At 41.5% G+C, this 23,566-nt stretch carries 23 protein-coding genes; 1 reads left to right on the forward strand and 22 read right to left on the reverse strand.

All coding sequences use genetic code 11. The features are described from left to right. Nucleotides 1-3: 3 nt before the first annotated feature. The 15 genes from ftsZ to mraZ form a co-directional block, all read right to left on the reverse strand. On the reverse strand, nt 4-1,074 hold the full coding sequence (gene ftsZ / locus RT761_RS00565) for a cell division protein FtsZ (protein WP_218112154.1): 1,071 nt from the start codon (nt 1,072-1,074) through the stop codon (nt 4-6). 18 nt (nt 1,075-1,092) lie between these two features. Then, nucleotides 1,093-2,358, reverse strand: a complete 1,266-nt coding sequence (gene ftsA, locus RT761_RS00570) for a cell division protein FtsA (RefSeq protein WP_218112155.1) — start codon at nt 2,356-2,358, stop codon at nt 1,093-1,095. Then, the gene (locus RT761_RS00575) at nt 2,355-2,999 is read right to left on the reverse strand and encodes a cell division protein FtsQ/DivIB (RefSeq protein ID WP_218112156.1); all 645 of its coding nucleotides are present in this window, start codon (nt 2,997-2,999) and stop codon (nt 2,355-2,357) included. The genes ftsA and RT761_RS00575 overlap by 4 nt, the downstream gene beginning before the upstream one ends. 67 nt (nt 3,000-3,066) lie before the next feature. Next, on the reverse strand, nt 3,067-4,002 hold the full coding sequence (murB, locus tag RT761_RS00580; protein WP_218112157.1) for a UDP-N-acetylmuramate dehydrogenase: 936 nt from the start codon (nt 4,000-4,002) through the stop codon (nt 3,067-3,069). Next, nucleotides 3,927-5,348 (reverse strand): UDP-N-acetylmuramate--L-alanine ligase, encoded by a 1,422-nt coding sequence (murC, locus tag RT761_RS00585; RefSeq protein WP_218112158.1) that lies wholly within the window; start codon nt 5,346-5,348, stop codon nt 3,927-3,929. Before murC ends, murB begins: the two co-directional genes overlap by 76 nt. 1 nt (nt 5,349) lies before the next feature. Then, nucleotides 5,350-6,432: a UDP-N-acetylglucosamine--N-acetylmuramyl-(pentapeptide) pyrophosphoryl-undecaprenol N-acetylglucosamine transferase gene (locus RT761_RS00590; protein WP_218112159.1), complete on the reverse strand. Its 1,083-nt coding sequence runs from the start codon at nt 6,430-6,432 to the stop codon at nt 5,350-5,352. Beyond that, entirely contained in the window at nt 6,425-7,603 is a 1,179-nt protein-coding gene (gene ftsW / locus RT761_RS00595) for a putative lipid II flippase FtsW (RefSeq protein WP_218112160.1), read from the reverse strand. The genes RT761_RS00590 and ftsW overlap by 8 nt, the downstream gene beginning before the upstream one ends. Continuing rightward, nucleotides 7,590-8,930 (reverse strand): UDP-N-acetylmuramoyl-L-alanine--D-glutamate ligase, encoded by a 1,341-nt coding sequence (gene murD / locus RT761_RS00600; protein WP_218112161.1) that lies wholly within the window; start codon nt 8,928-8,930, stop codon nt 7,590-7,592. The genes ftsW and murD overlap by 14 nt, the downstream gene beginning before the upstream one ends. 4 nt (nt 8,931-8,934) lie before the next feature. Then, nucleotides 8,935-9,906 carry a phospho-N-acetylmuramoyl-pentapeptide-transferase gene (mraY, locus tag RT761_RS00605; RefSeq protein WP_218112162.1) on the reverse strand — a complete coding sequence of 324 codons (972 nt, stop codon included), beginning with the start codon at nt 9,904-9,906 and terminating at the stop codon, nt 8,935-8,937. Next, nucleotides 9,881-11,296: a UDP-N-acetylmuramoyl-tripeptide--D-alanyl-D-alanine ligase gene (locus RT761_RS00610; RefSeq protein WP_218112163.1), complete on the reverse strand. Its 1,416-nt coding sequence runs from the start codon at nt 11,294-11,296 to the stop codon at nt 9,881-9,883. The genes mraY and RT761_RS00610 overlap by 26 nt, the downstream gene beginning before the upstream one ends. Then, nucleotides 11,293-12,798, reverse strand: a complete 1,506-nt coding sequence (locus RT761_RS00615; protein ID WP_218112164.1) for a UDP-N-acetylmuramoyl-L-alanyl-D-glutamate--2,6-diaminopimelate ligase — start codon at nt 12,796-12,798, stop codon at nt 11,293-11,295. The genes RT761_RS00610 and RT761_RS00615 overlap by 4 nt, the downstream gene beginning before the upstream one ends. Beyond that, a complete protein-coding gene (locus RT761_RS00620) occupies nt 12,795-14,489 on the reverse strand; it encodes a peptidoglycan D,D-transpeptidase FtsI family protein (protein WP_218112165.1) in 1,695 nt (564 codons plus the stop codon). Before RT761_RS00620 ends, RT761_RS00615 begins: the two co-directional genes overlap by 4 nt. Continuing rightward, nucleotides 14,486-14,815: a hypothetical protein gene (locus RT761_RS00625; RefSeq protein WP_218112166.1), complete on the reverse strand. Its 330-nt coding sequence runs from the start codon at nt 14,813-14,815 to the stop codon at nt 14,486-14,488. The genes RT761_RS00620 and RT761_RS00625 overlap by 4 nt, the downstream gene beginning before the upstream one ends. Then, nucleotides 14,812-15,711, reverse strand: a complete 900-nt coding sequence (rsmH, locus tag RT761_RS00630) for a 16S rRNA (cytosine(1402)-N(4))-methyltransferase RsmH (protein ID WP_218112167.1) — start codon at nt 15,709-15,711, stop codon at nt 14,812-14,814. The genes RT761_RS00625 and rsmH overlap by 4 nt, the downstream gene beginning before the upstream one ends. A 1-nt stretch (nt 15,712) precedes the next feature. Next, nucleotides 15,713-16,144, reverse strand: coding sequence for a division/cell wall cluster transcriptional repressor MraZ (gene mraZ, locus RT761_RS00635; RefSeq protein ID WP_218112168.1), 432 nt, complete (start codon nt 16,142-16,144; stop codon nt 15,713-15,715). Nucleotides 16,145-16,584: 440 nt separating this feature from the next. Here mraZ and RT761_RS00640 point away from each other — a divergent pair, with 440 nt between their 5' ends. Beyond that, complete coding sequence (locus RT761_RS00640; RefSeq protein ID WP_218112169.1) at nt 16,585-16,761, forward strand: hypothetical protein; 177 nt, start codon at nt 16,585-16,587, stop codon at nt 16,759-16,761. Nucleotides 16,762-16,975: 214 nt separating this feature from the next. Here the strand turns inward: RT761_RS00640 and RT761_RS00645 are convergent, their stop codons facing one another. The 7 genes from RT761_RS00645 to RT761_RS00675 form a co-directional block, all read right to left on the reverse strand. Beyond that, a complete protein-coding gene (locus tag RT761_RS00645; protein WP_218112170.1) occupies nt 16,976-17,746 on the reverse strand; it encodes a PHP domain-containing protein in 771 nt (256 codons plus the stop codon). Continuing rightward, a complete protein-coding gene (locus RT761_RS00650; protein WP_218112171.1) occupies nt 17,715-18,068 on the reverse strand; it encodes a DRTGG domain-containing protein in 354 nt (117 codons plus the stop codon). The genes RT761_RS00645 and RT761_RS00650 overlap by 32 nt, the downstream gene beginning before the upstream one ends. Beyond that, entirely contained in the window at nt 18,055-19,395 is a 1,341-nt protein-coding gene (locus RT761_RS00655) for a [Fe-Fe] hydrogenase large subunit C-terminal domain-containing protein (RefSeq protein ID WP_218112172.1), read from the reverse strand. Before RT761_RS00655 ends, RT761_RS00650 begins: the two co-directional genes overlap by 14 nt. Before the next feature lie 61 nt (nt 19,396-19,456). Beyond that, on the reverse strand, nt 19,457-19,936 hold the full coding sequence (locus RT761_RS00660; protein ID WP_218112173.1) for an ATP-binding protein: 480 nt from the start codon (nt 19,934-19,936) through the stop codon (nt 19,457-19,459). Further along, nucleotides 19,936-20,289, reverse strand: a complete 354-nt coding sequence (locus tag RT761_RS00665; RefSeq protein WP_218112174.1) for a DRTGG domain-containing protein — start codon at nt 20,287-20,289, stop codon at nt 19,936-19,938. The genes RT761_RS00660 and RT761_RS00665 overlap by 1 nt, the downstream gene beginning before the upstream one ends. Nucleotides 20,290-20,303: 14 nt before the next feature. Next, nucleotides 20,304-20,900: an SPOR domain-containing protein gene (locus tag RT761_RS00670; protein ID WP_218112175.1), complete on the reverse strand. Its 597-nt coding sequence runs from the start codon at nt 20,898-20,900 to the stop codon at nt 20,304-20,306. Beyond that, on the reverse strand, nt 20,897-23,554 hold the full coding sequence (locus tag RT761_RS00675) for a valine--tRNA ligase (protein ID WP_218112176.1): 2,658 nt from the start codon (nt 23,552-23,554) through the stop codon (nt 20,897-20,899). The genes RT761_RS00670 and RT761_RS00675 overlap by 4 nt, the downstream gene beginning before the upstream one ends. Nucleotides 23,555-23,566: the final 12 nt, after the last annotated feature.

The following is a 23,566-nucleotide window of genomic DNA, read 5'->3' on the forward strand; positions in this document are numbered from 1 at the left end:
AAATCATTTCATTTTTTTTCTCATAAAAGCAGGCACGTCCAAGTCATCGAAGGTAAAAGAATCAGCGACCTCTCCTTGAAATATCTCCTGCGTCTCCTCACTATCCTTTTCTCCACCATGATCAAATCCAGTGGCAATCAGAGTAATTTTTAATTCGTCTTTGATGTTTTTATCTATAACAGCACCAAAAATTATATTGGTCTCTTCCGAGGCAGCACTACAAATAATCTCCGCTGCTTTATGTATTTCCAGGATTCCCAAATTCGGTCCTCCCGTTACATTAAAGAGTATGCCTTTGGCCCCCTTAAAAGATGTTTCCAAAAGCGGGCTGGATATTGCCACTTTTGCTGCTTCAGTCGCTTTATTTTCTCCGCTAGCTTTCCCGATACCCATTAAAGAAGTGCCAGCATTGGCCATTATCGTCCGGATATCAGCAAAATCTAAATTGATAATGCCCGGAACATTGATTAAATCAGAAATGCTCTGTACTCCCTGGAGAAGAATATCATCTACCATCTGAAAAGCTTCGACAATTGAGGTCGTTTTCTCGGTAACTTGAAGCAAGCGGTCATTGGGAATAACAATCAGAGCATCCACTACTTTTCTGAGTTGCTCTATCCCCTCTTCAGCTTGACGGTTTCTTTTCCGTCCTTCAAAAGAAAAGGGTTTGGTAACAACTGCAATCGTTAATATTCCTAACTCGCGAGCAATGTTCGCTACCACTGGAGCTCCACCGGTTCCGGTTCCACCGCCCATACCAGCCGTTACAAAAACCATATCGGTATTTTCCAACGCTTCGTAAATTTTATTTCTATCTTCTTCGGCAGCTCTTCGACCAATCTCCGGGTTAGCTCCAGCTCCAAGACCACGAGTCAATTTCGAGCCGATTTGGAGCTTAACGGCAGCCAGAGAACGTGATAACACCTGGGCATCGGTATTGAGTGCAACAAATGATACACCCATTAATCCTGACTTGACCATTCGGTTAACGGCATTCCCTCCACCGCCTCCAATACCGAAAACCTTGATCACAACGTTGTTATTTTCTCCGGCATTTCCTTTCACCTTAGACATCTCTGTAACCCCCAGTAATTATCCCATCATGAAGAAATCCTTTAATTTATTAACCATTCCATGAATTTTTCCAGAAGATCCCTCGTTAAAGCGATGATCTGATTTTCTTTCCTGGCCTTCAGTAAGTGCCATTTGTAATAGCCCACAAGAAGTTGAAAATATTGGGCTCGATATGACTTGCACTTGCCCTAAGTAATTTTTACTTTCTGGAAATCCAATCCGAACCGGCATATTTAAGAGCGTTGTAGCAAATTCATTGAGCCCTCCCAAAAGCGAAGACCCGCCAGTAATAACTATTCCTCCCCGTAATACCGACGACATGCCTGAAGCTCGAATTTCCCTTCTAATCATTAGTATCATTTCCTTCACTCGCGCTTCAATTATCTCACAGGCAAACTTCCTCTTTACCGACCGCAGAGACTTCATGCTAATATCCTTGACTTCAATCATTTCATCATCAGGAACATATTTACTATAAACACTTCCATATTGGAGTTTTATTCTTTCTGCCTCGTCGCGGGATGTCCGGAGACCAATTGCCAAATCAGAAGTAATCAGCTCTCCTCCAACCGGTAAAATATTAGAATAATAGATAGAATCATTATAGAATACCGCAATATCCGTTGTCCCTCCGCCGATATCTATTAAAACCGTTCCCGCTTCCTGCTCACCAGTGGTCAATACTGCCAACGCCGAGGCATAGGGTTGAAATACTGTTCGGTAAACTTCATACCCTACGCTTTGAAAACATTCAACCAAATTGTGGAGATGGTTTTCTTCAGCGGTAACCACATGGGCATTCACCTTTAAACGAGTTCCCACCAGTTTGCGAGGTTGAGCAATTCCCCGTTGATCGTCCAACGAAAACTCCTGAGGGATAACATGAATGACCGCCTGACCGTCACTGGTTATCTGAGTTCGAGTTCCCTCTATGACTTTTTCAATATCTTTTTCATATACCTCCCGACTGACTTTTCCGAGAAGTATTTCATTTTCAGCATTCCTGGAAGTAACGTAATCACCTGCAATCCCAGTATATAAAAAATTCGGTTCTTCTTTGGCAACGCTCAAGGAATTGAGAACCGACTCTTTTATCGAATGGGAAGCTTTTTCAACATCAACAACTTTTCCTTTTTTTATCCCAGACGAAGCACTCAACCCAATACCTAATATTTCGATTCCATTGGATCGAATCTTCCCGATTAACGTACAAATTTTGCTGGTTCCTACATCAACCGCTGCAATAGTTGGGTTTGATGTCTCAATATATTTAAATAATTTCAAAAAATTTCCTCCTCGTCCTGGATAAGAACAATGTCTTTTTTCATGCGTAGATCAAAACCAACAACCTTGAGAGCTTTTACCTGGACTTCTCTCAACAAGGGTTTCAAAACCGGGATTTTTTCTTTCAAGTTTTGAACACTCTCACACTTGATAAATATATCATTTTGAAGTTGTAAAATAAACAGATTGTTATGAACCATTTTCGTCATCTTCAAATGCGTATCAAAATCGCTCAGCCAAGCACGAATAACCTCTAAAGTCATTTTAATCGAATCATTTTCGAGGGATGGAACATAAAGAGAAATTAAAAGATCGGGGTTGTCAGATGGGGTATTTACTCTTACCCCTTGATCATCGACATAAAACCAGGTATCTCCAACCACAACTTTTGCCAAGGGAGCTCTTTCCACAATCTCGATTCGAATTAAATGAGGAAAAACCTTTTGAACTCTTACGCTTTTTACGTCGTTAATTTTTTTGATCCGGTTTTCAATTTCCCAAGTTCTTAAACCAAAAATACTCTGTCCAATTTGAATACCCGAGGCGCTTTCGATATATTTTACCGATATGCTCCGATTACCGCTCACCTCAATTTGGTTTACTGCAAACAAATTCCCTCTCATGAAGAGGCTAAAAACCAACCAGGCGATAACTCCCAGAACTAGATAAAAAAAAAGAGTTTCAAAAAAAATTGTGACTTATAATATTTCATTGCCATACCTCGATTTCATTTTCCAGAAAAATATTTCTTTCTCGTTGTACTTCTTGGCGAATCCAATCTATCAGTACCATTACATCTCGAGCTTTCGCCGCTCCACGATTGATTATAAAATTGGAATGTTTCTCAGAAATTTGGGCGAAACCGGTTCTTAACCCCTTGAATCCCATTTGATCGATGATTTTAGCCGCATAGTCACCAGGTGGATTTTTAAATACACAACCGGCCGACGGCCAACCCACCGGCTGAAATTGCTTACGGAGGAGGCTATTTCGACGAATATTATTCTTAATATTTTCGGTTTTATCGGGAAAAAGCTGAAAAATGACTTTCAAAATCGTCAACCTATCTTTCTTTAATGATGACCCTCGATAAAAAAAATCCACCTTATTCCTTTCCAACCACTCTATATTACCATTATTATCCATGACTAAGATTTCTTGGATTAAATTTTTGATTTCCTGTCCGAAACAACCGGCATTAATCCGCACCGCTCCTCCCACCGTTCCCGGAATACCAACGAGAAATTCAAATCCTCCCATACTGTGGCATAGAGCAAAACTCACTAAATGCGAAAGAGGAACTCCGGCTCCACTTTCAATACGATGGTTTCCAATACATTTCATTTCAGCATATTCGCCAGCAAGACGAACCACCACTCCTGGAAAACCTTGATCATGAACCAGAATATTTGATCCTCGTCCCAGAATTTTCCAGGGACAGTTTAAATCCTGCATTTTTAAAATTAATTTCGGGAAAACCACACCTCTTAAAACATCAACTAAAGCGACTACCCGACCACCAATTTTCCAGGTCGTATAAAGCTTCATTTCAGCCTGTGGTATTACAATCAAGTCCGAAGAACCGGCATACTCTTTCTCAACTGATTTCCATTTTTCCTGCACATACTGTCGGCTACCTTCCATACATCTCCGGCCCCCATGGTAATCAAAATATTTCCTGGACCTATCAGATTCTCGGTAATGTCAAGAGCTTCATCTATGGTTGAAACCATATGAACACCATCATAACCGGCTTTTTTTAACTCATCATAAATTAAACTTGAGGTAATGCCTTCAATCGGCTTTTCACCAGCCGAATAAATGGGAAAGAGGATAACTTGATGGGCTTTCTTTAGTATTTCAGCCATTTCTCTATAAAGACGCTTGGTTCTGGTATACCGATGAGGTTGAAAAACAACAATCACCTTGCCTAATGTCCGGCTCAGCGCTGTTCTCAATACTACACTCATTTCAGTTGGATGGTGAGCATAATCGTCAACCACCAGGGTTCCATCAATATAACCAATTCGCTCATAACGTCTCTTCACTCCTTTAAACATCTCTAAAGCACTGGCAATTGATTTTTTATCAATTCCCAGCTTTACCCCAACCGCTACACAGGCTAAGGAATTAATAACGTTATGGAGCCCAGGAATATTCAAGATAAAAGAACCTAAGTTCTGGTTGAGATAGGTCACTCGAAACAAAGACCCTTCCGCCCTTTCTTCAACCATCGATCCGTGAACATCAACTCTATCATTGATCATTCCATAAGTCATTAAATTAGTCTGGGGGTGTTGGTTGAACATTGCCTGTACATTAGGGTGGTCTCCGCAGGCTACTATAAATCCCCCCTCTTTAACACCATTAGTAAAGGAAACAAAAGCATTCATTTCATTTTCTTGACTTCCGTAATATTCCAAATGGTCATCTTCGATATTGGTTATCACCGCGCAGTAGGGGCTGAGCCTTAAAAAAGATCCGTCACTCTCGTCAGCTTCGGATACAAAATATTCTCCATCACCAAAGCGAGCGTTCCCCCCGATATCTTCGACTTCTCCACCTACCAAGACCGTAGGATCCAGGCCGGCGACTTCCAACAAGAGTGAAATCATCGAGGTCGTAGTGGTTTTTCCGTGGGTTCCTGCAATTGCTATACCCTTTTTCTGATTGAGAAAAAAGGCCAACATCTCTCCCCGATGAATAATTGGTATGTTTCTTTGAATGGCTTCTTGGAGTTCGACATTTTCTGGGGGGATAGCGGAAGAAATAACCACTGCAGAAATATTTTTAATTCTTTCTCTTGAGTGACCGATAAATACCTGAATGCCTTTTTCCTGAAGTCGACAAGTGTTTTCTCCACAAAAAATATCAGAGCCACTAACCTGATATCCCATTTCAAAAGCGATGGTTGCCAAGGCACTCATGCCAGTGCCGCCAATACCAATAAAATAGAGTTCGTTAGGTAATGAGACGAGATGAGCGTTCAATTCAATTCCTCCTACGGATCTCATTGACAATCATACCAGCAATTCGTGTTGCTGAAAATCGAAAATCTTCAATTTTTTTATATTTTTTTTCTGACTGCTCAGATAGACCTCGAATTGCCTGAGCTAAGCCTTCTGAATGAAGACTTTTTTCGTCTATAATGATGACCGGTAACTTTTCACCCAGCCATTGGGCATTGTAAAACTGGTGTTCTTCAGTTGCCTCTCCATAAGGAATCAAGACCGCCGGAAGACCAAAACAAAACAATTCATAAGTAACATTGGCACCAGATCGACTGATTACCAAATCGGCCGCCGCATAAAAAATACCTGGATTTGGGTAAAAATCATAAACCAAATAAGGAAATGGATAGCGCGCCGCCCTTTCCTTGGCTTCTTGATAAGATTCATCTCCAGTGATATGAATGACTTGTAAATTCAATTTTTCTATAAAAGGCAATGCTTGCCAAAATACCTGGTTAATCAGCTGAGAACCTCTACTTCCTCCTATGATGAGCAAAGTTTTCTTATGAGAATCGAGACCGAGTTTTCCCCTTGCTTCCTTATCTTTTCCCTGCCAATCAAGAACCTCTCCCCGCAAGGGATTACCGGTTACAACCACCCGACTTGTATCACGAAAACCTTCAACTGCTTCCGCAACCGGTACAAAGGTTTTTTTTGACCAACGGGAGATGATCCGGTTGGCAAAACCCGGATGGATATTCTGTTCCTGAACGAATATCGGAATCCGAAATATTTTTGCCCAAAAAGCGATCAGCAAAGATACATAGCTGCCAAAAACCAAGACCGCCCGAGGCCGAAATTTGATAAAAAGATAACAGCTTTGAAACAATCCTACTATATTATCACCAAAGGCACGTAGAAAATCTACAGTTGATGTTCGATTCCATCCTCGCGCTCGAATAAAAGAAAGCGCAAAACCAGCTTCAGGAACTAATTTTTTTTCCATGCCTCTTTTGGTTCCAATAAAGCGAATCAAAAAGTCGTGAGAAAGATGTTGAGCAATGCTGAGCGCTGGAAAAATATGACCGCCGGTTCCACCAGCTGCAATAAATATTTCATTCAAAATGATTCACCTTTGACTGTCGTGCGATATTGAACAACAAACCGATTTCGATCATGGTAATCAGTATTGATGAGTTTCCATAACTCACCAATGGTAATGGTACGCCTGATACTGGGAGGATTTTGAGAACTGCGCTCATGTTAACAATGACCTGCATGAGGATACTCAGGATAATTCCCATTGCCAACAGAGCTTGAAAGTCATCACCAGAACGAATCGCTATTTGCCATCCCCGCCAAAAAAGAATACAAAATAAAACAACCACTCCCATTGTTCCTATAAAACCTAACTCTTCGCCAATAATGGCAAAAATAAAATCGGTATGCCGATCAGGAAGATAGAAAAATTTTTGTCGGCTTTCCCCCAATCCCCGACCAAATAAGCCTCCCGAACCAATGGCAATGAGAGATTGAATAATTTGAAAGCCCTTCCCCAAGGGTTCTTTCCAAGGGTCGATAAAAGCCTCAAGCCGTGCCTTCCAGTATTGATTCCCACTAGCAAAAATCAAGAAGAGCAGGATGGGAATTCCGGCAAAAATTGGATAGAGCAGGTGAATTATTTTTCGCCCTCCTAAAAAAAGCATGACAAAGGTGATACCAGCCAAAAATAGAGTGGTACCCAGATCTGGTTCCATAATGACCAATACTCCCATAATTCCAACCACCAAGAGGAAAGGTACGACTCCATACCAAAAATCCTGTGCTCGATGACGGTGGGTTACCAAGGAATCAGCCATATAAATGATTAAACTCAATTTTGCCAATTCCGAAGGCTGAAAACGCATCATGCCAAAATCTAACCACCGATAGGATCCGCCCACCATTCTACCAATATAGGGGAAGAAAACAAGGGTAAGCAAAAGAACCGAAAGAAGAAGTAATTTGGAGCTCATTTTCCGAACAAAATCCAGTCGGATAAAGGAGGCAATAATGAAAAAAAAGAAAGACAAAGCAACACCAACCACCTGCTTTTTAAAAAAATAATAAGGATCGCTATAGGACATGATCGAGGTGGTCATGCTGGCACTGAAAACCATTATCAAACCAATGCAAAGCAAGAGGATCGTCGCCCAAAATAGAAAAGGATCGATTTCCCACCACCAGCGTTTTAAATGATTTTCATTTGAATTGACTGATGACCATTGGTTTAAAAAATCTTCATTGGTTCCCATAGACTAAACGAAAAAAATGTTCACCTCTTTCCTGGTAGTTGGCATATTGGTCCCAGCTAGTGCAGGCTGGAGATAAAAGAACGCAATCACCGGACACAGTCAAAGAACGGATTTTTAAAAAAATTTCGTCTAAATCAGAGAATAAAAAGGTGGGTATGGATTCTGGTATAAATTTTTGAATCAGCTCTCGGTCTTCCCCAAAGAGAAGAACCATTTTAATTTTATCCGGGGAAAAATACCGGGTGAATTCAGAAAAATCTTTTATTTTACTTCTCCCCCCTAAGAGCAAAATAATAGGTCCATTTAAGGAATTGATTGCTGCACAGGTGGATGCTGGTGTCGTCGATTTGGAATCATCATAAAATACAACACCGTTTATTTCGGCAATCTTCTGAATTCGATGACTCAATCCTTGAAAGCTTGAAAGAGACTCTTCAATCTGATCAACCCTAACTCCCACAACTCGGCAAACTGCAGAAGCAAATAATAAGTTTTCCCGATTATGCCCCCCGGGGAGTTGCCAATTGCGACAATCAATATTTCTTTCCTTACCCTCGAATCGTTCAACAATTTTTTGTTTCTCCCAATAAAATCCCTCATGTAATTGCCCAAAACTTGTCACGGGAACGATAGAGCTGCGGACCATTTGACATAGTTGGGCATGCCAGTTGGGAATGGAAAAATTGATGATCGCCCGATCGTCTTTTTTCTGATTGATAAAAATATTCCGTTTTTGAAAAAAATAATCTCGAAAAGTATTATGCCGATCCAAATGGTTGGGTGACAGATTCAGGATACCAGCAATGTGAAACCTTGCATTTACAATCCTCTCCAATTGGAAGCTACTCAGTTCCACTACTCCCCAATGGTATGAAGCTGGAAAAGCAATTGAATCAATTAAAGGTGTCCCAAAATTCCCTCCCACAAAGGCCGAAAAACCCGCCCTATTTAGTATATGGCCGATCAGGGCCACGGTGGTACTCTTCCCATTGGAACCAGTAATACCGATGAGAGGAAAATCCAGCATGCTGCAGGCTAATTCCACTTCGCTCAAAATCGGGATCTGCTCTTGGTCACATTTGACCAAGACCGGATGATGGGAAGGAACCCCTGGACTTACTATGCATTCCTGGATATTTTTCCAATTCAGTTTAGGCAGATCAGCTGGCATAAGATGAGAATAAGTTGGGTGGTTGAGAATGTTCGGCAATAAATCACTTCTCTTTTTGTGATCGTCATACCCCAACACCTTCTCGCCATGATCAAGCAAAAAACCAGTGGTACTTTCTCCAGTTTTTCCCATTCCTACAACTAAGTAATTCCTCATGACCCTATTGAACCCGTCCTAACCATGCTACTGTAATTCCAATGGCTTGAATGATCCAGAAACGCACGGTAATTTGCGTTTCTTTTATTCCTTTTAATTCAAAATGATGATGAATTGGACTCATTAAAAAAAGTCTCCGACCTAAAATTTTAAAAGAAAAAACCTGCAATATCACTGAAAGAGTATCAACAAAAAAAACCAGCGCCGAAAAAATAATCAAAAGAGACTGCCCGGAAATAAGTGCCATAAAGCCGATAAGAGCTCCCAAGCCTAATGATCCGGAATCACCCATAAAAATACCCGCTGGCCAGATATTAAACCATAAAAAGGCGGTTAATCCTCCAATTACTCCAAAGGCTAACCAGGAAAGCTGAGTTTTCCCTAAGGTTAATAAAAGCAAACCCCAAAAAAGAAAGGTAAGAATACCCGAACCCCCCGCTAACCCATCCAAGCCATCGGCAATATTAAATGCATTTGATGTAGCAACGATAATAAATATCCCGTACCAAAAAAAAAGTGGACGAGAAACTGGAATCACATTATGGCTAAATGGGATGGTAATCTGAGTTGGGATCCAATCCATAGCCAGCCAAAGAATTATTCCGGCAAGGACAATCTGGAACAAAAACTTATAACGAGCTTTTATTCCCCAGGGTTTCTCCAAATAGCTCTTATACCAGTCATCAACCAACCCTAAAAGGGTATAGCCGGTAAGGAGTATTATTGGGAGTAGATTGTCTAACCAATACCGTTTTCCAACTCCAAATACCACCAAAAGGGCTGTAAAAATGACTACACCGCCCATGCTGGGAGTATTCTCTTTGTGAAGATGGAGATTAGGTCCTTCTTTCTTTATTTTTTGACCAAGATGGCGTTGCTGCTGCCATCGAATAAACAGCGGAAAAAAAACCATTCCAATTCCAAAAGCCAAAAGAAAAGCAAAGAATAGATTATTGGGAATAATTCCAGGTTTCATGCTCGATCCACTCCGTCGGTATGGCTTCTTCTAATTTCATTGCTCTTGACCCTTTAAATAAAACAATAAGTCGAGAAAAAGGGAAAGGAATTTGATCGAGAAGAATTTTTTTGATTTCTTCATGGGAAGAAGCCAAATAATATTCTCCGTCCACCGAGTTTTTCGATAACACCTTTTCAGCTGCCCCATGCATCAAGGAACCATAAAGAATGACATTCTTGATATTGTGTTCTTCCAAAGAACGGATACTTTCTTGATGAACTGCCTCGGAAAAACTCCCCATCTCCAGCATATCTCCCAAAACCACCCAGGTTTGATACCCTTGATGGTTGAATCTTTTCAATAAATTGAGAGCTTTATGCAAAGAAATTGGATTGGCATTATAGCTGTCGTCGATCACGTACCCCTCTCCGACATGATAGATCTTTTCTCTTCCCTCAGGAAGGAGAATTTCATTCAGAACCATTTGGATTTCCTCCTCTTGGATGCCCAGTTGGAATGCTTGATGAAGGACTGGAAGGAGTAAGATGATCAGTTCCGGCGAAAAAATCGGAGCTTGGAACCGATAAACTTGACCCTCACACTGGAAACGGAATCTGGTAATACCTTCGGTTGGATTCAATTGATAATCAAGAAGTGAGAGTTGTGAGGTGATATGATTTTGAAGGCCGAAAAGAATGACTTCCTTTCCCTGATGGGAAAAATCCTCTTTGAGTTTTAAGGCATAAATATTATCCCCGTTTAAATAAATCGTTTTGGCATTTTCAGCCAGTAAAATTTTTTCTTGAATAATAGTCTCGATATTTCCAAAACCCTCTAAATGAGCTTTTCCGAAAGCAGTGAAAACAACTATTTCCGGATCAATGATTTCGGAAAGTTCATCCATCTCACCTTTCTTATTGATTCCGGCTTCAATGATAAAAAAGTCGTCTTGAGGAGAAAAATTGCAGAAAGAAGCTGATACCCCGATATTGGTATTATAACTGAAAGGAGTCGCAGCCACTCGAAAGCGAAGGCCAAGTATTTTTTGGAAATAAAATTTTGTAGTCGTTTTCCCCACCGTTCCGGTTATGGCAATTTTCTTCCCAGTGACACGTTTTGAGCAGAATATCCCGAGGTTTTTTAGTGCTTCAACGGTATCATCAACCAAGAAAAGGCCAAAATCTTGGGGAGATTTGACCTTTTGACTAATCAAAGCCCCTCGAGCGCCATGATCCCAAGCATCATTTAAATAAGAATGACCATCGGCATTTTTCCCTTTTATAGCTACAAATAAACCGCATTCGGTATTTTGCCGGCTATCGATCATAATCTTATCAAATTTTTCTTGTTTTCCTGGAGCGACCAGCTTGGCTCCGGTTGCTTGAATAATATCCGGCCTTGTAATCATGATGAATTTCTCTCTTTGAGGAGTTCTAATGCCACATCATAATCATTATGGCAAATGATTCTATCGTGATATACTTGATAACGTTCTGGTCCTTTTCCGGCTAAAAAAACCACATCACCAGCTTGAGCTAAAGAAAATGCCTGGCTTATTGCTTCTCGTCGGTCAAGAATAATACAAGATTCCACAGGAACTTCTTTTTTACATTTACTGACTCCCTGCATGGCGTCTTCAGCGGTTTGTCGAGGATCCTCATGGCGAGGATTATCGCTGGTAATTATACAAATATCGCTCCAGCGAGCAACAGTTTCCCCCATCATCGGCCTCTTGTTCCGATCTCGCTCACCACCGCAACCAAATACTGTAATGACTTTTCCTCGAACCATTTTTTTAATGAAAGAAAGGGTGCTATCGAGTCCGTGCCAGTTATGAGCAAAATCAACGATAACCATAAAATCCTGACCGGCATTGACTACCTCCCACCTCCCAGGAACTCGGTGAGTGTGCTCCAGGCCTTGAGCAACTTTTTCACCCTCTATTCCAGAGAAAATAGCCATAGCCGTAGCCGCTAAAGCATTGTAAACCGCATGCTGGCCGGGGAGGGAAAGCTGAACTGATTCATTTCCTTTTGGAGTTTTTATTTTCATTTCTGTCCGGTCAACGAAATATTCAATATCTTCAGCGAAAACATCGTTTTCTGGCCGTAATCCAAAAGTAAAAGTCGGAAGGTGGCTTTCAGTAATAATTTTTCGGCAGTTTTCATCATCGCCATTCACAATCACAAAACGAGGATAAGATTTTTTGGTATTTTGTTCCACCATTTCGATGAGTTTCTTTTTACTGGAAAAGTAATGTTCAAAACTTTTATGAAACTCCAAGTGTTCAGCTACCAAGTTGGTGATCACTGCTGCATCGAAAAATAATCCATCGACTCGCCCTAAAGCCAGACCATGAGAAGAAACTTCTAAAACCGCCTGACGAATTCCTTTATTTAGCATGCTTTTCAAGCAGGCTTGTATCTGCAGCGACTCTTCGGTGGTATTAATCGCTTCATAGACGTCTGGACCAATGATATTTTTTGGCGTCGTCATCAAACCACAGGCATGGCCATCGTCTTCAAGAATGTTACGCAGAAAAAAACAGGTGCTGGTTTTTCCATTGGTGCCAGTAACACCAAACAACCTCATTTCTCGGGAAGGATGATCGTAAAATTGAGCAGAAATTTGAGCCATGGTCTTTCTCACGTCAACAACTCGAATCCAGGTTTGTTCCCGATGAGGAGGAAATGAAATTTCGGGATCAGAATAGACAATGACTGCCGCTCCCCTTTTAATGGCATCTTCAATATAGAGATGTCCATCGGTATTAATCCCAGGAATGGCAAAAAACAAATAACCTGGACGAACCAATCGAGAATCAAAAGCTAACCCGCTGATTTTGAGTTGGTCATCAACAATATTTTTATAACCATATTCATTTAAATTGAATAATTTTTTTAAGATCAATAGACCGTTACCTCGGCATTCTCGGACATAATACCAGCATAATGAATAATGTTTTGAACGATTTCTCGAAAAACCGGGGCTGCGATATCGCCTCCATAGTATTCACCTTGGGCTTCATCTAAAACTACCAATATTCCGAAACAGGGCTCGGGAACCGGAAAGAATCCGATAAAAGAAGAATAAAACCGATTGATAGTATAGCGGCCGTCCTCTCCAATTTTCTGTCCGGTTCCGGTTTTCCCCGCAATAGAATATCCTGGGATAGCGGCTTTTTTACCGGTTCCCTGGTCAACGACTTTCCTCATCATGTTTAAAACTATATCAGCGGTTTCTTCGTCAACGACCCTATGAATTGGTGAGGGAAGAACTTCCCGAACGACCTTTCCATTTTCATCGGTGACCTTTTTTACTAAACGGGCTTTCATAAGAATCCCGCGATTAGCTATGGATGAAACTGATCTTAAAAGCTGAATTGGGGTAACCAGCATCTCCTGACCAATGGGGATGGCACCGATAGATAGCGCCGACCAGTTTCGAGGCTTCCGCAATAAACCAATCTCCTCTCCATTCAAACCGGTCTCACAGGATTCTCCGATACCAAAATTTTTCAAGTAGCGATAGAGCGTTTCTTCTCCCAGTCGTTGGGCGATTTGTATTGTACCCACATTGCAGGAATTAATAAGAATGTCTTCGAGTGTTTCTTGCCCATGACTTTTTATATCCCGCACCCGATGATTATACACCATTATGGAACCACCGCAATAGAAACTTTCTCCCAGATAAACCTTATTTTCCTGGAGGGCTGTAGCCATAATCATTGGTTTCACGGTAGAGCCCGGTTCAAATAGCATAGATACTGCTAAGTTTCTCCAGGATTCTGGTGAATAGTCATTAAAATGATTATTATCATAAAAAGGACGCGAAGCCATAGCTAAGATATCACCGGTTCTTGGATCGTTCACTATTACCACGCCACCTTTGGCTTTGGTTTTTTCGATGGCTTCATCGAGGGCTTTTTCAACATAAAACTGAATGGTTCGGTCGATAGTGAGGTTTATGTTGTAACCACGTTGAGGACTTAAGTATACTAAGCTTCCCGGTATTTCTTTCCCGGTTCCATCCCTCTCAAAAGTCATATAACCCATCTTTCCAGTCAATTCCTCATTTAAAGTAAACTCGAGTCCTTCCAGCCCTTGATGATCAATACCGACAAACCCAAGGATGTGACTGAGGTGAGGAGCATGGGGATAATATCTTTTATATTCCTTATTCCATTCAATACCGACTATTTTGTCTTTTTCTAAGTCTTCTTTGAGATGGAGGGGAACCTGACGTTTTAACCATACGAAAGATTTTCGGCTTTCAAATTTCTCTCGAGTTTCTCCCGTGTCAAGCCCCAATATAGGAGCAATTCTCTGAGCAGCTTTTTCGGGGTTTTCTATCATTCTGGGGACACAATATACTGATATGGCTTCAGTATCGCGAGCTAAGACTTCGCCATTTCGATCTAAAATTTGTCCACGAGCAGGAAGTAGATCCTCCATCCGAAAGCGAACCATGTTGGCTTTTTCCCGATATTCGTTCCCTTCAACAACTTGCAGGACGAACATTCGAAAAACGATGTATCCTAAAATCAAAAAAAATATCATCACCAGAAAATTTGCCCGATGGACAAATCTTCTGGAACTCACCTTATCAACCCCGTTTCATTTCTATATTCTGCAACCGCTGCCTCACTCCCCATAAGTTGAACTTTTCGATCGGCAGCAGCGAGAAATATCGTCCTCTCGGGTAAAACCATTCCTAACTTATTAGTGGCGATTTCTTTAATTCGTTCCATTGATGATAGATGAGAAATTTCGATTTCAACGCGTTCTTTATTGGCAACCAGGCTTTCTATCCGTTCTTTCTTTAAACTTAAAACAAATCCTTTTTCGACAATTTCAGCTTGCAGCAATAAATACAAAAAAGACATGCTTACCATGAATATTAAGAAAAATACGGCTATATTTTTCAAATTAGAGTCCCCTCCTCTCTTATCATCTTCTGAGCGACTCTCATCCTGGCACTGCGAGCACGAGGATTCACCTGAATTTCTTGTAGAGAAGGCGTCATGGGCTTGCGATTGATGACCGCAAGCTGATCATTATTTCGAAAGAAGTTTTTAACGATTCGGTCTTCAAGAGAATGATAACTAAGAACCACCAGTCGAGCCCCTTCTTTCATAAATTGGAGAACACTTTCTAAAGCTTTCGGTAATTCATCTAACTCATGATTAATATAAATCCGTAAAGCCATAAAAACCCGAGTTGCTGGGTGAATGCCCCCTCTTCGTCCCGGATTACAATTCCAAATAATTTTTTCTAACTCTTTAGTGGTAGTAATTGGTTTTCTCTGACGCGAATTTACAATCGAACGAGCAATTTTACGCGACTTTCGCTCTTCACCGTAATAAAAGAAAATATCCGCCAACTCTTTTTCAGAAAAGGTGTTAACAACCTGACAGGCATCCATTTTCTGGCTTTGATTCATTCTCATATCCAATGGTCCATCCTGACTAAAGCTAAAACCTCTTTCTGGAATATCTAACTGTCGAGAAGAAACGCCAAGATCAAACAAAACTCCATGAATAGTTACAACTTCTTCTTGATGAAGAATTTCTGCTATCGCCGAAAAAGATCCGTGAACCAGTTTTACCCGGCTTCCAAAATCGGCCAATACTTGCCCTGCTGCATCAATAGCTTCTCGGTCACGATCGATTCCAATTAAAACTGCCTGCTGAGTAGTTTTTTCCAATATTGCTTTGGCGTGACCTCCACCACCAACCGTTGCATCGACATAAACACCCTTGGGGTCGGTAATCAAGTACTGAATAACTTCGGCAACCATTACCGGTTGATGATAGTGAAACACCTCAGATCCCCGTATCCATAATTTCTTCAGTTATATCTTCATATTTTCCTTCGACTTCTGCGGCATGTTGATCCCAAAGCGATTCCGACCAAATTTCCATTCTTTCTCCAATTCCAACCGTGACCACTTTTTTATCAATTTCTGCATATTCTCTTAAATGACGGGGAATAGTAATACGTCCTTGAGCGTCTATGGTTTCTTCACTGGCATTGGCTAAGAAAATCCGGGCAAACTCTCTTCCTGCCTTCTTTGCCATAGGAAGAGATGCAATTTTCCCAGCTAAAACCTGCCAGGTTGTTTCTGAAAAAACAAATACACAATTTTCTATCCCTTTGGTAACATAGAGGGTATTGGATAAATCTTTTCTGAATTCATTGGGAATGATGAGCCTTCCCTTATTGTCAACTGAATGTCGATATTGTCCTAAGAGCAATCGGACCCCTCCTGACTACCACTTTTCTCCACTTTCCCCCACAATTTACCACAAATATACCACTCTTTTTCTTTTTTGTAAATGCAATTCACTATTTTTTAAAAAAAATTTAAATTTTTTACAACTATTTGCTGGCTTCTGGTTTTTTTTGTGGGAGTTATTGCACAGGAAAAAGGCTGAGGGGGATTTTGGCGAAAAGCGCCGAGGGGGAGACTTTTTGGTTCCTTCTCCCTTGATGGGAGAAGGTCAGGATGAGGGTGAAACCCAAGATTCGACATGCCATGGCATGTCGCTACATTAAAATTCTTTAGTAAGGGCTGGATTTATCATGCCCGTGGATTTTTAGAATAGACCTTCATGATACTATGCAGCGCTAGATGTGGATGAAAATATATATTCAAGAACCAATTTCCCCCTTTAGCAAAGGGGGTTAGGGGGATTTGAATTTTTTACTGCTCCGTCATTGCGAGGAATCCAACCGTTTTTTGGTTGGACGACGTGGCAATCTCATCCGGTATCTCTGTCATTCTGAGGAGTCCGGTGTTTTTGCCGGACGACGTAAGAATCTCATCATTTTCAACACCACAATTCAACACATAATAAAAAATGAATCATGAGATTGCCACGACCTCAAAAAACCAGGTCTCGCAATGACAGATTGAGCTGATGAGATCCTCACGGCTTCAAAAAACGAAATTTCAGGATGGCACAACATTTTTTAAATTCTTTGGTAGGGGCTTAATTGAACGAGCCTGTAAACATTTTAAACAGACAATTAAAAAAGGGAAAATAAAGAGGGCTTGAAAACCTCAGGAGCAAAACATTCTCAAATTACTCTTTAGGGAAAAAATCTCTCCCATCCATATGATAAATCGCTTTTTTAAACTCCGCCCAACAGGGACGGTTCATACGAAATTCGGTATACACCAAGCCGACTTGAGGTAAGACATGAGCATCCGAAAAGCGAACCAAGCGATAGTCATCTAACTTCAACTTCGAACGGGCATTGGAAGTTGATGTAGCCGATGAAATTTCCAAAACTGGAAAAGGGGGATAAGGCGGGAGAAAGCCCAGTACTCCAATAATGCTGTAAGCACTTCGATCGACATGGGATGGAATAATGACCCCATCCTGGATTACCACCAACTGATATAGCTCTTCAACAGTCAGCGAAAGAGGAAAAGTTAAAAGTTCTTTTTTCTTTTCCACAATCTGCCCGGCAACGTTAATGACCCACTCTTCACCCCAAAGATTTTCATCAAGAGGTATTGGCTGAAAAAACTGCTGTAGAACTTGATAGAAGGAAAAAATTTTTTGATAAGAGGGGAAAAAAGTAAGAAAATGAATCTCTTCTCGAGTTTCAACCTCCATGCCCGGGATGACCCAAATCCCAAATTGCTCGCCTAAAGAAATAGTGACTTGTACATTCTCACACGAGTTGTGATCGGTAATTGCTATGATGTCTAAGTGTTTTTCTAAGGCCTCCAAAATAATACAATGGGGCAACATGTCCCGCTCAGCGCAAGGAGATAATACGCTGTGGATATGAAGATCGGCACGGTAGAACCTTTCAGGCATGTTTTTTGGTTCCGTGAATACCAAACTTGGTTAACACCTCCACTGCTTGATAACTGGTTAATGTAGTTCGCAAAAGGGTAATTTTTTCCTTTTTGGCTTTCTCAATCGTCTGGGGATCAACTTCTTGAAAATTACTGATAACAATGCAAGGCATACCCACCAATACGGCAACGGCAATGATGTTTGGATGAGAGTGAATAGTCACCCAAACACTCCCTTCACTGGCATTGGCAATACAATCACTGAGTAAATCGCTACAATATCCTCCGGTGATTTCACTGTTAATGAGGTCACCCTCACAGAGAACTTCAGCTTCGAGTGGTTTTACAATTTCACTGACTTTCAATTTTCTTTTTTCCTCCTTCTTCGCTCATGGTTTGGGGAACACGATTAGCTAAATCAAAAATTTCTTTGGATATTTCACATAATTTTTCTCGTAACAGGAAGGGACAATCAATCTCTTGGGCTTTCCCCCTGACAATATCTTCGGCAAGTGATCGGCAGGTTGGACAGCCACAGGCACCGCAATCAAGGGCGGGAAGTTTTTCCAGTATTTTTTCAATTTGCTGGTATTTTTCAATTGCCTTCCGATAGTCATTATCCAGCTTCAACACATCCCGAATCTCATAGGGTTGAATTCGCTGGAAAGCTTTCTCCTTTCTCCACTCTTCTAACTGATGTTGTTCTGGAGGTCGAGAAGTTGAATACTTTTTGATCAAATGATTGACGTTGACTTTAGCAATAAAGGGATTCTGAACGGCAAAAACTCCTCCAATACAGCCTCCCACACAGGCTTGGGCTTCACAATAGATAACCTTTTTGAGTTCTCCCATTTCTATCTTTTCAAAAACTGAAATCACGTTATGAATCCCATCCACTGCCATATATTCCCCTTCCCCCAGGGATTCTTGTTCTCCTCCCGAGCGGGCCCACCCAATACCCTTCCAGGAAGCCAGTTGGCAAGATGACTCTTCGGGAAGATTGTCGATATCGTTGATCAAGCGTGGATAAATGCTCGACATCGATATAGCGCCATCAATCCGTTCTAAGGTTCCGCTTGAGCGTCGGACTTCCATAACCTTGGCCGGACAGGGAGTAATGAAAAAGACTCCAATTTCTTCAGGTTTAAGGCCCTTTTCCATAGCTTGCTTTCGAGCTATTTTAGCCGCTAAGCCCAAAGGCGAATCGAGAGGAAGGAGATTGTCGATCAGTGAGGGAAATTGGACCTCTACCAACCGTACTACGGCTGGGCATGCCGATGAGATAACTGGTAGAGCTAACTTGGGTTTCTTGAGGTATCGATCTATTTCATCAGCCAAAATCTCAGCTGCCCAAGCCACTTCAAATACTTCATCAAACCCCAGCCTTACCAAACCGCCCAACAACTTATTGAGTGATAGATTTCCTTTAAACTGGGCATAAAAAGCCGGCGCTGGTAAGGCTATTGTATATTTAAAATCTTTTAACAATTCCAGTGAATCTGTTTGGCCGTATTTAGCGTGATTCGGACAAGTTCGGATGCACTCACCACAATCGATACAGCGATCTTCATCGATTCGAGCTTTCCCCCTCTTCACTCGAATGGCCTCAGTCGGACATCTTCGAATACAATGAGTACAGCCCTTACATTTTTCTTCATCTAAAAGGACTGAATGAAAAATTTCTGGATTCATTGCTATCACCCTCTTTTCTTTTGTCGGAGAAAATATGGGTGTGAATTCCCCCTAAATAAATTTATGACATTTCTTTTTGATCAGGAAGAGACGAACTCAATCGGGATGAATCAAGCCAAAAAGTCATCATCACCTTGGTCCCTTTCCCCACCTGAGTTTGAATGTCTATTTGGTTTGAACACTTCCTCATATTCGATAGACCATACCCTGCTCCGAAACCCATCTCTCGAATATGAGCTGGTGCTGTTGAAAACCCCTCTTGAAAGGCTAAATCAACATCAGGGATCCCCGGTCCTTCATCCTCAAGAACCACCTGAACGTGGTCAGGATAAATCGATGTAAAAAATGTTCCCCGATAGGCATGGATCACCACATTCATCTCAGCTTCATAGGTTGCAATTACCACCCGTCGGATGAACTGAGGAGGTAAGCCAGCTTGTTGGAGGATGTTTTTAAGCTCACTGGATATCCCTCCAGCGGTCGAAAAATCGCCTCCAGTTATTTCCTTTTTAATTTCAATATGGGGTTGGTGTGGGTTCATTACTTTACTTCGCTACAGCCTCGAGCTCCTCCCCGGTATAATCTCCCACAGGATTCAAACATAGGGAGTCGAGTGGTTAAAAGGGGTATTTTTTTGATGGTTGCTAATTCAATGGTTGCATTATCCGGTCTTTTACCACGAACAAAAACAATACCAATGAGATCACTCATTTCAGCCGTCCGGATAACTTGTGAGTTGGTAAGACCGGTGAGAAGGAGTGACTTTTCTTTAGTAAAAGCCAGAACATCGCTTAAAAGATCACTCCCGCAAAACGAGGTCGGTACAATATCTAATAATTCTTCTCCAGTTAATACTTCAGCCTGTAGAAGGTCCTTGATTTCACGTAGGGTCATCGGAATACCTCTCCTTACTGACCGATAAAGGCATCAATTCCTTGTGACTTTACTCTTTGTGCTGCTTCAGATGCCTCCTGTTTGGTTTTAAAGCCGTAAATTTTTACTTTATACAAATTTGCTGATTTTTCAACGGTTGCCCCAAACCCCATCTCTCGAAGAGAATTCACCATATTATTGGCATTCGCTTCGCTGGAAAATGCTCCCGCCTGTAAATAAAAACTTCCAGCTGGAGGCGGCGTCGACTGAGGAGGAACCTCTGTTGGTTCCGGTTGGGATGGGGGTAGTGCTGGTGTTGCTAAAGCCTCTCCTTGTGCAGCTGTTACTAATGGCTTTTCTTGGATCAATTCTCTCTCTTCTTCTATTATCAACCCCTCTTGAATTTGACTAGTTGCTGTCATGTCTTCAAATTCTTCAGGATAATCGCTTTCAACGAAAGGTCTTTCCACTATTTGAGTTGTTTCTTCTTTGACTCCTCCATGAAGGAGAAGCTGAGTATAGGCATCCAAGTCTCCCCGTGCCATAAAAAAAGCCAGCATTACCACTAAAAAACCACCGAGAAGAAGAACAATCAACTCAACTGGGTCGCGCCTTTTTCGAAATTGTTTCATTGGTTCATTATCCCCTCTATTAATTTCTGGAGGCGTTGAGCCTCGATTAATAATTTCTCTAATCGAATCTGGTCTTTCTCTATTACTTCTTGGGGAGCTTTCTCCAAGAAATCGGGTTTTTCAAAACGTTTTTGAATTCTTTCCACATCCTCACAAAGAACTTTATGCTTTTTATTTAACCGCTGGAGCTCACGATCAACATCAACTAACCCTTCGATCATTAAAAAGATATCTATCCCATCAACTTGTCCCGTCACGGCCCCATCTGGTTTGAATAATTCAACGTCCGTTTTTATTATCTCACATTTTGCCAGTTGTTCAATGTATCCTAAATGTTTCTCAATAATTTCTCGGTTATCCGATTGATGAAAACCGAGCTGAACCCGGCAGGTTTCAGCGGGAGAAATCTCCAGTTCTGCTCTTAAAAATCGTATCTCTCGTATTAAATTCTGGATTGACCTGATGACTTTCTCACTCTGATCGTTGAACCACAATTTTTCTGAAACTGGCCAGTCGGATACGATAAGGGCATCATTTTCATTTCTCATCGGGAGAGAGTGCCAAATCTCTTCAGTAATAAACGGTGCAACTGGATGAAGAAGCTGAATAATTCCCGAAAGCACTTGGACTAAAACCGACTGAGTCTTTCTTTTTTCTTCTGGACTCCCTTGGTAGAGGTCTTTTTTGCTCCACTCGATATACCAATCACAGAACTCACCCCAAATAAAATCATAAATGATTTGCACATATTCACCAAATCGATAATCATCAAGAGCGAGACTGGCCTGTTCGACGGTTTGTTGAAATCTGGACATTATCCAGCGATCTTTCAAACTGAGATGAGTTTCATTATTCAATTCGATTGGAGCAAAGTCCTCTTCAAGGTTCATCAAAACAAAGCGGGAAGCATTCCAGATTTTATTCATGAAATTTCTCGAGGCTTCGATTCTTTCCATGGAGAGATGAATATCCCGACCCTGGACCGTCAACCAAGCAAGAGCAAAGCGCAAAGAATCCGAACCCAGCTGGCGAGCAACCTCGAGGGGATCAATGGCATTGCCTGATGATTTACTCATTTTCTTCCCATAGGCATCCCGGACCAAAGGAGTGATGTAAACCTTCTGAAAAGGAACATCCTTCATAAACTTCAAACCCATCATAATCATCCGAGCAACCCAGAAAAAGATAATATCGAATGCCGTGATTAAAACCGAGGTGGGATAAAAGGTTTTGAGATCGGAAGTTACTTCCGGCCATCCCAAGGTTGAAAAAGGCCAAAGAGCCGAACTAAACCAGGTATCGAGAACATCTTCATCCTGAACCACCTTTCCGTTGCATTTCGGACAATAATCGGGTTGCCCTCGGTCGGCAAAATAATGACCACATTCCTGGCAATAAAAAACTGGGACTCGATGCCCCCACCATATCTGCCGTGATATGCACCAATCTCGAATATTATTCATCCATTCAAAATATATTTTATTCCATCGTTCCGGGATAAATTCAACCCGACCTTCTTCAACTGCCTGAATCGCCGGTTGAGCTAAATCTTTCATTTTCACAAACCACTGTTTGGAGACTAACGGTTCCACCTGAGTATTGCATCGATAACAGTGACCAACTGAATGAGAATATTCTTCAATTTTTTCAATGAGGTCCAAGCTCTTCAGCTTTTCGACAATTGCCTCTCGGCATTGCTCTCGGGTCATACCGGCAAAAATACCAGCATTTTGGTTCATCACCCCGTGAGGATCGATAACCGCAATTGCTGGAAGGTGATGTTTTTTCCCTAAATCAAAATCATTCATATCATGGGCTGGTGTTACTTTGAGAACCCCGGTTCCAAACTGCGGGTCAACATATTCATCCTGGATGATACCCATATCTCTTCCGATAATAGGAAGGATGACGGTTAAATTGGCCACTTGGCGGTATCTTTCATCATCGGGATGAATAGCTAAAGCCACATCTCCCAAAATGGTTTCCGGCCGGGTGGTGGCAACCACCAAGTACTCACCAGGATGCCCTTTGATCGGATAACGGACATAATACAAAAATGATGGAACATCTCGGTAATCAACCTCAATATCAGAAATAGCTGTTTCGCAACGGGGACACCAGTTAACGATATACTCTCCTCGATAAATCAACCCTTCATCAAAAAGTTGCACGAACACTTCTTTTACAGCTGCCGATAATCCCTCATCAAAGGTAAACCGTTCTCGGGTCCAATCACAGGAAGCACCCATGCTTTTCAGCTGTTTGACAATCCGGTCGTGATATTGGTCTTTCCACTGCCAAACCCGCTGAATAAATTCTTCTCGCCCTAACTGATGGCGGTCTAACCCTTCCTTAGCCAGCTGTTTTTCAACCACATTTTGAGTAGCTATGCCGGCGTGATCGGTCCCTGGCAACCAGAGAGCTTGATCGCCTTTCATCCTCCGGTAACGAGTGATAATATCATGAAGAGTCAGGTTGAGAGCATGACCCATATGGAGAAAACCGGTCACATTGGGAGGTGGAATAACCATACAAAAAGGCTTGGAACGCTGTGGATCGGGAGAGAAATAACCGTTTTTTTCCCAATATTCATACCATTTTGTCTCAGTGTGAGAAGCGTCATATACCTGCGGAATTGGTGTTCGATTATTCATTTTCATTCCTTT

This window comes from Atribacter laminatus (assembly GCF_015775515.1).
Taxonomy (GTDB): Bacteria; Atribacterota; Atribacteria; order Atribacterales; family Atribacteraceae; genus Atribacter; species Atribacter laminatus.